This is a genomic window from Vibrio sp. 10N.286.48.C11, from assembly GCF_041469805.1.
GTDB classification, from domain to species: Bacteria; Pseudomonadota; Gammaproteobacteria; order Enterobacterales; family Vibrionaceae; genus Vibrio; species Vibrio crassostreae_C.
In genome coordinates this window covers 1-12,787 of record NZ_JBFRLK010000132.1, presented here as the reverse complement: position 1 = coordinate 12,787, position 12,787 = coordinate 1, and the positions used below count along the sequence as shown (strand labels likewise).

The following is a 12,787-nucleotide window of genomic DNA, read 5'->3' as shown; positions in this document are numbered from 1 at the left end:
TAATTATCACTGCATCATCTCGCTACAAATAGCGGTGGATACTTAAGTCATCAGTTTTAATATCACTAGCTGAGCCACTGACCACGCTTGCCAAGATCTTTCCTGAGCCACATGCCATTGTCCAACCTAATGTCCCATGTCCAGTATTTGTAAATAGGTTCTTGATAGGCGTCTTACCGATAATAGGCGTACCATCCGGCGTCATCGGTCTTAACCCTGTCCAGTATTCTGCCTTAGAGAAATCCCCCGCCTGTGGGAAAAGATCTTTTATCACCATATCAATCGTGGCTTTACGTTTTTCAGGAATAAGATAATTGAAGCCAGCAAGCTCTGCCGTCCCTGCAATACGAATTCGGTCATCGAAACGAGTCATCGCTACCTTGTAGGTTTCATCCATTACTGTAGAGGTCGGCGACTTATCTGCACTCACGATCGGAAGTGTTAACGAATACCCTTTGACTGGATAAACCGGGATTGATAAATCCACTTGCTTGAGCAGCTCACGAGAGTAGCTTCCCGAAGCTACCACATAAGCGTCCGCTTTGAATTCACCTTGAGTTGTCGTAATGCTCTTTATGGTTTGGTTCTGATGATTGAGCCTAACCACTTCGGTATTAAACACGAACTGAACGCCGAGTTGCTTGGCTTTTTCGGTCAAGGTTAAACAGAACTGATGACAATCACCGGTTTCATCGTGTGGTAAATACAGGCCGCCCACCAGCTTGTCTTTAACGTCTGCTAAACCAGACTCCACTGACAGACACTGTTCAACATCAAACAGCGAGTGTTCGATTCCACTCTCTGTTAATAGCTTCATATCCTGCTGAATAGCGTCCAATTGTTTTTCGCTTCTGAATACTTGCAAGGTGCCTTTCTGCCGGCCCTCATAAGCCAAATCTTCACTGATTCTTAGATGAGTCAGGCAATCTCGGCTGTAGTTAGCGACTCGTAACATCCGCGATTTATTCTGTGCGTACTTGGCTTCATTACAGTTGGCGAGCATCTTAGTCGCCCAAGACATTAACTCTGGAGAAAGAGAAGGCTTCACTTTAAGTGGCGCATGTTCTTGGGTAAGCCATTTCATCGCTTTCAAAGGGATGCCCGGTGCCGCCCATGGTGATGAATAACCGTAAGAAATTTGCCCGGCATTCGCAAAACTGGTTTCTTTGCCACTGCTATCTTGACGATCAATAACCGTGACCGAGTGACCTTCTTTTGCCAAGTACCATGCGCTGGTCAATCCAATAACACCACTGCCAATTACAATAACTTCCATTCTCTTCCCCTAATGCCTGACAAAGCCAAATCTGTCGAACACAGCTGTCAGTCTAAAACTCGTTTCGTTAATAATTTGTAACTTATTCCGCATGTGTTGACTTAACAATAGAGGTGGCATTGACAAAACATCAATTCGACTTAAAAACGAATTCGTCAGTTTGGAAGTGTGATACAAGAAGGCTTAAAAGACTTTAAAACGAACTATCTTCTTAATTAAGTTAAGCTCAAAGCGTACTACGAGTAATTAGTATCAAGCCAATGTAAAAAAGCGACTCACTTGAGTCGCTTTAGGTTTATTTAGTATTAATTTCTAATAAAAATCGCTATACAAAATCGGTGGCGCAGGAGGGAATTCAATAGGCTGCCAACGATCATTGAATGTGTATTTGGCGTAGAGCATAAAATGGTTTGGTGTGTAAAACTCTGAGCGCTGAAAATCCAGTAATGCACCTAAATACCAACGCTTACTCACGCGTTTTTCAACAGCCGCTTGAAAAGATGAACCAAAACCCCCACCCGATTCAGACGTACCATTTGGGCTCAGATAAGGTGCGTCTTCTTGCGTCCATGAATTGGAAATAGAGCCACTTAATAAATATGACCAAGTGTTGTCGTATCGACCGTAGTAATTGACGGGTAACGAAACCGACAGATAACTTTGCGGGCTGTAATAGCCGCCATGACCAAGCGAGTACTCACCTAGGTTTTTATCATACCCAAGATAAATCAGGTTTGTTCCAATACTCAAACGCTCGTGATCGTTAGAAATCAACTTGTAATAAGCACCACCAAAAACACCAAGTCGATTGTTATCCTCGACATTTTCACCCGTTAGCGTGTGATATTGAAGGCTACTCCAAAACCCATAAGGCCCCCCTATATCCCAACTGGTATTAAACTTAACTCCCGTTCTTACAACTCCACCCCACTTAGTTCCTTCTATATCGGGAGTACCGGAAGGAACTGACATTCCCGCGTAAGAGAGTGTACTACTTGTTTCTGGACGACGAGAGGCAACTGCCGTCCAACCAAACTGCCCTAGATCACCATCAACACTAACACCCCCAACCCAAGTCGTGTGGTCAAAACCTACTGGTGTTGTACCAATATCAGCACTCCAGTTTTTAGCTTGCCAACCAACCCCCAAAGCCATACCCGATGCACTATCTTGGAACGAAGTAACTTCTTGATTCGTTGATTTGTCATAATATTCGAGGTTACCTGAATCTATTGATACATAGTCTGCTCTAAGTAACAAATGACCGTCCCACTCTTCAATTGGCAATCTAGCTTCAATAGGAACTTGATTCGATTGGTTTTGACCATCACGGGCGCTGTAATCCCAACCAATAATAATGTGACCATCACTACGGTCATGTAATGTATCTAGATCCGATTTCACATTACGTGTTAACCAATAATCATCACTATTATTGTACAACTCTCGCAACGTAGGAGTCGTCGTTTCTGCAGGGCTTTGTCGTTCTGCTTTCTCAATTCGGTCACTGTTCAGTGCTTGATAGGCTCTCTCTTCAGCTAATTGCCACTGTTCATTTTCCATCGCAATTGCCATACCATCTCGGTATTCGAGCACACCCGCATCTGCCTTGCTATCGAGTAATGCGTTGAGCTGATTCGCGTCATCTACGTGTCCTTGCTGATTAAATATACTCGCCGTGGTCATCAATTGTGATGCCGTTAAGAAGTCAGCCTTTTGCTTTAAGATGGGATGATATTGGTTATAGACCTCTGTATCTCCATTTAATGCGCTGACACGTAACATTCCAATTTGAGCTTGGATTTTGTAAGGTTCAGATTCTGACAAGACCCTACTGTAAAGATCTAAAGACCGATCTAAGCTTTCATTTTCTAGCATTAAGTCAGCCTCAGCCAAAATACGGCGTGTTCTTAGTTCATCAAACTGCAAAAACTCTGACGCACTAAAATCTTGAGCTTCAAAACTAGGGGTTAGTTCGTCAAACCAAGCATCAAAATCTTCAAATTTAGTTAAACTTACCATCAGCCCACCATACGCAAGTTGCTCATCGGTAGAAATAAATGAAGAAGGTTCGATGCTACGGTAGATTCTCTTAGCTTCTGGTACTTCACCAACATCTATCCAAGCACCTGCAATGCGAGACAAGGCTTGAACCTGACCTTGATACTGTATCTCTAAACCCTTCAACAGATCCGAGACTGCTTTAGGTGATTCTTGGTAACGCGTGTCAAGACCTTGGAGCTTAGAGTCTAGCTTTAACCGAGTAAGAGTTCTCTGCATTGAACTGGTTACTTGTTGCTCTGGAACACTTTCCAGTTCTGCTATAGCCCGATCAACTCTAAAGCTCTGTGCAAGATAAAGCGCATAAGCGAACTTCATTTCAGGATCAGAGCCCTCTTTTGCCCAATCCTCCATCAACTGATCCGCACGAGGCTGATCTCCCATAGAACGAACAACGCCTGCGATGTCCAATCTAAGCCAAGGGGAGCTTGGGTTTAATTGGATAAGCGCTTCGACTGACTCAACCATAGCTTTATCATCATTGTTAGCAATTGCGTTTCTTAAGCGAATAAGAATGATCTCAGAATCGATACTACTAATCTTATCTTCAACAACTTGCTGCTGAGTTGATGAGTAGCGGTTTGCTACTTCTCTAGCTCCAGACAAGTCTCCCTGATTTATCTTAACGTCAAGTCGCCCTCGCAATGCGGACCCATTCAACTTATCGAGAGTTAGAGCCTTTGAGTATGTTTGATCTGCCGACGAATATTTTTCTTCCTCAAGGTAAAGAGCCCCTAAAGCAACGAATGCATACGGTTGTGTGTTATCGAGAGCTATCGCCTTTCGGTATAAGCGTTCCGCTTTGCCCCTTTCGCCTTTTGCTAACTGGAGATCACCTTGATCTAAATATGCCCAATACTGAGATGTTTCAACCAGCGTAGCCCATTTGGATGAGGTATCTGGATTTTTGTCCAATTGTTGAGCTTGCTTAAAATACTCTAGTGCTTTTTCTTGTTGTCCCTTGCGCAGGTAAACCTTACCCATCCCCCCTAAAATCTCTGGATCTTTAGGACGAGTAGTGAGCGCATAGCGCAACTGAGCTTCAGCTTGATTTGTTTTGCCTAATTCGAGGAGTTCTAATCCCTTCAGCTTTGCAAGGTAAGTGGGATCTTTACGTAATTCCTGTTCTAGTTTCCATCGTTCCTTCGCCGTTTGATTTGCTTTTTGAATCTCTAAATCTGAAGGATAGTAACTCGCCAGAATTGCGTATTGCTCGGTCACTGATTTTGATATGGGCAGTTGTTCTAAGGCTCTTAACCAAGAAGTAGCCGCTCTCGTTCCCACAACAGGTGCCAACGCTAGTTGTCGATAAGTATCCAAAATCCAACGATCACCCGGATTGTCTTTGCGTATATGATTGGCCAATGCAAGCTGAAATTGAGGAACTCCTGGGTAGTCAGCATTCAGACGTTCAAGTCCAATCTTCACTTGACGCCAGTTACCATCTAAGTTGGCTTGCAGTTGCAGGTATTCAAGTTCAAGAGCAGCTGAAGGCATACCGTTAGGGAAAATGATTTGGTAAGCTTTAATAGCTTCTGTGTAGCGGCCAGATTTAGCCAATAACTTAGCTCGCTGATAATCGCCTCTTTTTTCACCTTGAATGGCCATTATTGAAGACAAAGAGCTTGCTTGTGAGGAATCTGGGGCGATATCTTTTAAGCGCTGATAACTTTGCTCAGCCAGTTCCGGCTGCTTACGCTTCAAGAGCATCGTTGCTTGATAATAAAGCCCTGATAGGTTGGCTCTTTCAATAGCAAACAACCTCTGTAGAGTACTTTCTACAATATCGTCGCGACCGATAGCATCAGCAAGCTTTAGTTGGTTGACTAGCCATTCCACAGAATCAACTCTAGCAAGTGAAGAAGAAAACTGAACAAGTTGCACAGGTTGATAAACAAGATCGAGCTGAGCCTTGGATAAAGGCGCTGAATTCACGCCTATCGCCTTAGCCGTACCGACAGAAAAAAGACCACTCACCACAATAGCAAGGGGTACTAGCCAATAAGAACCTACTCTTACTGACATTGCTTACTCCACGCTGGTTGCAACTCTCCATGTTCGCCAAATCTAAAACGCTCATTGTGCCAACCAAGACCAAACAAGCTCAAGACATTGTCATAGTAATGGTTGTTTTTACCAGTCACTACTTCATTTTTAGCCCGAGTAGCCTGTGCTTCAAGTAGTTCTGAATTATCCATCGAAGCAAGTAATGGTAATGCGGCGGCTGAAAACCCTGCGCTTCCTTTTTGAGAATACTTGCCAGTTACTGTATCAACCTCACGTGGTGGTGCTCCCAATCGTTTAACCGCTGAAGCAAATGGCTGCATTCTATTAACGAGTTGTGCTTTATGTTGATTCTGTTCATTGAGCATACCCGCCCACAAATAAGTGCGAATTGCGTTATAACTCCCAACAGAGCCCGTGACTTTATCTTCGGTAAATTGTTTTCCGTTTAAAGTCACCCAGTCAGGGCTAAAACCTTTCGCCAATGTTTGATCAAGCATTAAAGCACTTGATTGGTACATCGAATCCCACGAGTATTGTGGGTAGAGTTCCTGCATACGGCCAATCAGCTGTAAAGGAACATAGCTAGGGTTCAAACGATAGCCATCATCACCGAGATCAAATCCCTTAGGCGCTGGTAGTAAAATAGTGCCAACATCAGCAAGTTGAACCGACTCTTCTCTCAATATACGAGCTGCCAATAAATGCCCTAAAGATTGATAGTAATAGTTATCCCACAAGCGCCCCGCCTCACCCAACGCATAAGCAATCCACAAGTCAGAATCTGATGCAGGGTTTGCATCGAGTATGCCAAATTGACCATCGACTCTCTTTCCCCACAGCCAAGCGGGTAGCATTGCAGTTAAGTCGCCACCCGCTAAATTTGTTTGAGTCCAGTTCAATACTTGCTCAAACGCTTCTTGGTCATTAGCAACCAACGCAAAAAATAGAGCATAAGACTGACCTTCAGATGTGGTAATTAAACGCTCATCACTACCATCAATTACTCGACCACTATCAATATATGTCGATTTAAAATTGCTCCATTGAGCCCACTCACACGTAGCAGCCATAAGTTGAGGAGATATCAATAGCGATAGCAATAAGATTAACTTTTTCATTGTTCATCCCCCTCAGTTTTCTCTAGACGCTTGGCTGCGACCTGACGCAATACTCTCCACAGCACTATAGTTACAATAACCATCATCAACGCGGCAAAGCAGGCAATAAGAACCGGGTGACTAGAAAAGTGATACCAAATTAACTGCCAAACAGGCAACTCACCAACATAGTAGTGAGCACCGACATTGTAACTCGCGACTTCATCATTCCTGAGCGTAATTAAGGAGCCAAACATATGTTGTACTTTACCGGAATCACTTAAAGCACTATCTATTGACGCAAAATCAGATGGGTGCGCTGCCATGATCGATACCAAACTACGATTACTTGTAAATGGAGACTCCATTCCATAAATCGCTGCAAATGATCCATTAGCCTCAACTGAAACATAATCTGTTGCGTCTTGTTTAGCATTGGAAGGGTTCATCCAGTTCATCCCAAGCTGTTGCTCATTTTTACTTGGTAATCGAATTTGACGCTGTCCGGCTTCAATAACAAGATTAAGTTGCTCTGGGTCATAGCCAGCCTCTTGAAGCTCGCTAGCAACGCCAATACTTAATATGTCTTTGTCTGCCAAAGATTCACTATCCCATTGATCGGTCACCATTACCTGAACACCCGGATAACCAGAGTCGCTGCCTAATGATCCCATAACATTGAGAAAAGTTTGCAGTGCTTCTATCGGCGCATGCTTCGGTAGAATTACCGCAGTTTCGGACAAATCAGCCATCCTTGTGTAAGGGAAGCCAGATGTCGCAAATGCACGCATATTAGGCATCTCGATGTAGTGAGGGAAGCCACTAAAATCGATAGTTGAATCACCATCAACGACTGCGTACTGCTTACTAGGTTGAGTAACTTGGCATTGTCCATCCGTCACAGAAGCAAAGCCAAATTCAAAGTCGATTTGGTTCTTACTACCCACTTTAAATGCTGGAATTCTTACTCGGTCGTCCGAACTCAAAAAACTGTCATCCAGCAAGGGAACTCGAACACGGTTAGAGTCACCACCTTGTCCTTCTGTCGTTAAGTTGAATGCCTGAATAAACTGATCATTAATACTTAGCGTCAAACGAGATCCTGAGTGATCGTCGGTTGGTGGAGAATAGCGATAATTTAAGTCCATCGGTATACCACGACTCTGCCAAGTGAATAGGTCCGGCGGCAAACGCAGGCTGACACTAATCGGCGGAGGTGTACGCCCTTCAACTTGGAGCGCACTTTTTTGCTCCACGAGCTCAGATAGAGCCACGGGACGGTCGGTACTTACCCAATTAGGCGAATCATAAGGCACTCGTGATTTTATCTGTTTAACTTCATTAATCTTCGCGATTGGTCCAGTCAATATTTGGTTGCCTAACGCCAAGCCTTGAACTGCTGTATTCAGGTCATCACTATCACGTCCAACGACTAAAAGAAGTTTCACGTAAGGATTCGTCGGATGAGTAATAACTTGTAAGTAAGGGCCGTCGGTGTCGGGAAAGTCCCGCAAGAAATCAGGTTTATTATCATTAGTGATAAACACGACTGCATTACGGTTTGGCAAGGTATCCAGACTCAAAGGGAATTGTGCTCCTCGCCAACTCGCTAATGCACCAAAATACGAGCTGAGTACACCAGCTGCTTTGATATCATCAAGGTTGTATTGATCGCCAATAACCACAGGTAAATCTAATTGACTGAAATCACGAACATCAAAAAACGGTGCTGGTAATAAGCTCAAATCACTCTTGATCAAAGTTTTCTGAACAAACATTTCAATTCGACTACTTTGACTTATCTCAGCCCAAATACTCGAATCATTTGGATTTGCACAATCTGTTTTTGTATTGCCAATCAACTCAAAGCGTATTTGGTTATAATTGCTGAAATAACGTGTATCTAATGGCATAGACAAACTCAACTTTTGCCCTTGCTGCCCTTCAACGATAGAAGTCACACCCATCAGTTCATTGTTCAAATACACTTTTACGTGTGAAACCAATGAGAGAAGTGCTGGGGATGGTGTGATATCAAAGTACAAAGTCGCCTTTGAAACGACTTCATCAAGTCGAGAGCCGAACCCGACGTAGGCACTTGCCTCACTTCCTTGAATCGCAATCGAGCCTGTATAGCCAAGTTGACTAAATGGAATGACGCGTTTAACTACTGCGGTATTTTTATTATCTACCTGTAACGCCTCAGCAGACATTTCTGACTGATATTGTTTAATACTTTGTGCGGCAACGTTGCCCGACAAACACGCGATGGAGAGTGCAGCTAACGCTGTTATTGTTTTATTATTTAGCATGACTTGGGGTCCTGATTGGGACATAGCGTGGTCTTAGTGACCAAATAAATTCGAAACACTTTAAAAATATATCCACACCATCCATTATAAATTTAGGGCTGTGCTTCAATAAACGTTTATAGCCGTTAAACCCTACCTGAAGTACGGCTCGCATACTCGATAGCGGCTTATCTGACTGATACCCTTGTTGCCATTTCGCCCATGTATCAGCTCGGGCGAATGTACATTGGACATATTGAATTTGTTGCTGGTGAGACAGTTGCTCCAACTGAAGACCAAATATACCTTTAGAAGCATAGGCAACGGTCATTGGGAAAACGAACTCTTGTCCACCACGTTTGAGTACGACTTCTAAACACTGGCCAAGCAAATGCTCACAGGTTCTATCCTCAACACCATCAATCTCTACTCTAATCCCACCTAGAGAGAAGTCTTTCATTTCCGCTTGAATTAGATGCCCTGTATTAAGCTTTACAGCAACCGGCATCGAGACTTCGACTCGATGGTCTTTACGGACTTGTTTTGCCTCAACCGCTACGGCAACCGCGGCGCCCAAGATCAAGAGGTTATATAAAGTCCAAACAAGATTCACAATGACTGTACCGACCTCATCATTCGGCCCCCACCCTAAACGGTAGAAACCCACGCCAGCCCCTAGAATATTCAGTGCAACGAGGACGAGATAAGGCCTAGATATCACCCAGTCGTAGTGAGATTTTTCAACTAAGCCGCCTTTAGCCGTTACGTTAAAAGTACCTTTATGAGGAGCAAACAATGCAACAGTAGTTGGTCTTGCGATATACCAAGCTAGAACTGTCTCGTAGACTTCCCCCCAAAAAGAGTAACGATGGTCACCCTGCATTCTCGAATTAGTCATACTGGCATGCACCATGTGTGGTAATACATAGAGAATAATGGCTAACGCCGGAGCGTAAATTACATATGAGTGCAAAATTAAAAAAGCTAGAGGTGCAATTAGAAACACTATCCTTGGGATACCGGACAAGAAATGCATCATCGCGTTTAGATAGCAGAGTCGTTGTGACAGCTTGAGCCCTTTTCCTTTAAGGGGATTATCTACACGGAATATCTGAGCCATACCTCGAGCCCAACGGATACGTTGACCAACGTGTGCAGATAAGGTTTCAGTAGCCAAGCCCGCCGAAATGGGTTGCTTTAAATACGCTGAGCGATAGCCAAGACGGTGCATTCTAAGAGAGGTGTGCGCATCTTCCGTCACCGTCTCAACCGCAATACCCCCAACCTCTTCTAACGGTTCACGCCTTAAAACAGCACAAGAACCACAGAAAAAAGTAGCGTCCCATAGGTCGTTGCCATCTTGAATCAAACCATAAAACAAGTTCCCTTCATTAGGCACATTTCGAAAGTTCGATAAGTTGCGCTCAAATGGGTCAGGAGAAAAGAAATGGTGAGGTGTTTGTATCAACGCAAGCTTAGGATCTTTAAGGAACATTCCCATCGTCAACTGAAAGAAAGCACGCGTTGGAATATGGTCACAATCGAAGATTGCGACATACTCACCACTAGTACGCTCTAATGCGTAATTGATGTTGCCAGCTTTGGCATGTTCATTAGTAGGACGACGGATATAGTTAACTCCGACACTCTTAGCAAAGTCTCGAAAACTGTCGCGCTTACCATCATCAAGGATATGAATGTTTAATTTATCTTTTGGCCAGTCAACGCCAAGCGACGCATAAACGGTTGCTTTAACAACGTCCAAATCTTCGTTATAAGTTGGAATCATCAAATCGATAGTAGGCCAACTTGAATGGTCTTTGGTCATAGAAACTGGCTTTCGACTTAAAGGCCAAATATTCTGAAAGTAGCCCAGTAATAGTACGATCCAAGAATAGGTTTCAGCCAACAACAAAATGCTACCAAGAATCAAAGCTATCGGGTCGTCCCAATTTAGAGTGGACGAATAACGCCACCACAAGTAACGACACGAGGCCGTAACAGAAAGAATAATGAGCAACATGGTGGGAAAACGCCCTGGCATACGACGAACCATCATGGCCAGAGCCCAGAGTAACAATATAAATACAGTTTGAGCCTGATAACCGAAAGGGACGGTAAAACAGAGCAACGCGATAAAAACAACAAAGAAAAGCAGCGTGTAGTTTAAAAACATCGCTAATTTACTTTCTTTCATTCGCTCGCGTATTTCTGAGCCATTGGTTTGATCCGCTGTTTTCTCTAGCCAAACAACCAATTTAGATATTTGATCAAGCGGTATATAAAAGACTTTTTTAAGCCAAGCCGAGACTTGACTAAAAGCTTTAGTCACTTTCTTAGACACAAGAACACAAAGAGTCTGCTTAAAAAAAACAAGCCACAGCGTTTGAATCATAAACCTAACAGGATCAACTAATCTCGGAGCAGCAAAGTTGATATGAGGGTACAAATGTAAAGGCAGCTTCCATGTAGGTATACCCGCAATAACTGGTTTCAAAAAGACAAAACTCAAAGAAAACCAAACCGACAAAATAAACTCGCCAGCCCTTGTACCACTGCAATTCCAGAATTGCTCATAGGCAACCTTCTGGGATTTAAATTGGTCTATTATCCAACGCTGGAAAATCAAATTCAGGCTACGCATAAGTTAGCCCTGGGATTGCTTAGATGAAAAAGTTGAAACGCACCAGAAAGCGAGAGACTGAAAATCTTTAGCAGCCTGACTAATCGGGGAAAAATGCTGAACAGTAGTAAGGTTAGCAACACAGTCTAGTAAGGCAGTATCACGATGGATCAGTACTGGCACTAATATTCGACCATACTCTTTTTTCAAAACCAACATAAAATCACGCCCTACTTCAGTTTCTGGTTGATAGTGACTAATGAGAATTCGGAGTTTACCCATAGCGACTAAGTCATGAAAGAGTGGATGATTTTGAATCCACGATTGAAGTGCGCTATAGCTAAGTGCATCGGCCGTAATTGTAAGAAATACCGCATCTATTGCATCAATAGCGTCGTTGGCCAATAGGTTGTTTAGATCAGAAAGCTGCGAATGGAACAATTGCCACTGTTCACCCTGCTCTTCGCTCGCATTTAACGTGGTTTCAACTAATGAGTTCAGGAACTGAGCTCTATTCTGTTCGAATTGATTCTGTTGTTTGGAGGGCAACTGACCGAAGGGAAGGAACACCGCGCCTTGTGGGCTCTGGTAACCAGCTTCAAATAAGGAAAGATTGTGCAACACTTTTGCTGCCCACCCGTCGTGCTCGTCATTAATGAGGCCTAGATGAAGCCCCATTAAATTCTCTGGTGAAGCATCTATCGCCAGTACTTGCTTATTGATCTTCACTAAAGCCTGAGACAGATTCGCAGTAATAGTCGTAGAGCCACAACCACCGCGCAAGCTAACAAAAACGAGACGTTTCATATCGCTTTCGCTTCTAAACCTGTCTGCTTTTTACCAACAAAATGTTCGGTATCGTTGACTCGCTTTGATTGAAATACTAACCACTTACTTTTCACTTGTGTATAAGACTCATTCTCTGTCATTTCGATATACTGATGTTCAGTTAAGTTATATGAAGCGTAGATCGAATTAATGTCTTTTGCTGGTTCAGCCACTCGATATTTCCAAAATAAAAGCACAAAAACACAGAGGTAAAGACGTTCCTGTCAATTCCTTAAGTCTGTATCCATTACGCTGATAACAATTTAACGCACAAACCTATGCGCAGAATCTTAGTAGAATTTAAAAAATGAACCGTGGAACCTTGATTCGCACTCGTTCCATTTAATAGATGGTGTCTTCTTAGGTATTGAGTAATGACCAATTTAAAGCCAAGTTGTAACTGCTTATTAAATATCTATATTTAAAATCAATAACATGGAAACATCCATTAGCAATGACTATGATATACGGTGTGATACATGACTTTTTGAAAAATTATAATATCTCTATTTTAATTTTCGATCAAACTTGATTAAAATATCTACGTCATTTTATTGTCATAAATTAGTTGCGTAGCTTTAGAGGGCGTTGTTGCCTAAATTAG

Annotated in this window: 7 protein-coding genes; all 7 read right to left on the bottom strand. The window is 43.0% G+C overall.

The genetic code is table 11. The features are described 5' to 3' along the window. Positions 1-22: 22 nt before the first annotated feature. Positions 23-1,276, bottom strand: a complete 1,254-nt coding sequence (locus AB4209_RS21830; RefSeq protein WP_372057354.1) for a D-amino acid dehydrogenase — start codon at positions 1,274-1,276, stop codon at positions 23-25. Between the two features lie 312 nt (positions 1,277-1,588). After that, positions 1,589-5,362 carry a cellulose synthase subunit BcsC-related outer membrane protein gene (locus AB4209_RS21825; protein WP_372057352.1) on the bottom strand — a complete coding sequence of 1,258 codons (3,774 nt, stop codon included), beginning with the start codon at positions 5,360-5,362 and terminating at the stop codon, positions 1,589-1,591. Beyond that, a complete protein-coding gene (gene bcsZ / locus AB4209_RS21820; RefSeq protein WP_372057350.1) occupies positions 5,353-6,462 on the bottom strand; it encodes a cellulose synthase complex periplasmic endoglucanase BcsZ in 1,110 nt (369 codons plus the stop codon). Before bcsZ ends, AB4209_RS21825 begins: the two co-directional genes overlap by 10 nt. Further along, positions 6,459-8,753, bottom strand: coding sequence for a cellulose biosynthesis cyclic di-GMP-binding regulatory protein BcsB (gene bcsB / locus AB4209_RS21815; RefSeq protein ID WP_372057348.1), 2,295 nt, complete (start codon positions 8,751-8,753; stop codon positions 6,459-6,461). The genes bcsZ and bcsB overlap by 4 nt, the downstream gene beginning before the upstream one ends. After that, the gene (bcsA, locus tag AB4209_RS21810; RefSeq protein ID WP_372057346.1) at positions 8,743-11,376 is read right to left on the bottom strand and encodes a UDP-forming cellulose synthase catalytic subunit; all 2,634 of its coding nucleotides are present in this window, start codon (positions 11,374-11,376) and stop codon (positions 8,743-8,745) included. The genes bcsB and bcsA overlap by 11 nt, the downstream gene beginning before the upstream one ends. A 3-nt stretch (positions 11,377-11,379) precedes the next feature. Next, positions 11,380-12,162, bottom strand: coding sequence for a cellulose biosynthesis protein BcsQ (bcsQ, locus tag AB4209_RS21805; protein ID WP_083190255.1), 783 nt, complete (start codon positions 12,160-12,162; stop codon positions 11,380-11,382). Next, positions 12,159-12,356, bottom strand: coding sequence for a hypothetical protein (locus AB4209_RS21800; RefSeq protein WP_372057344.1), 198 nt, complete (start codon positions 12,354-12,356; stop codon positions 12,159-12,161). The genes bcsQ and AB4209_RS21800 overlap by 4 nt, the downstream gene beginning before the upstream one ends. Positions 12,357-12,787: the final 431 nt, after the last annotated feature.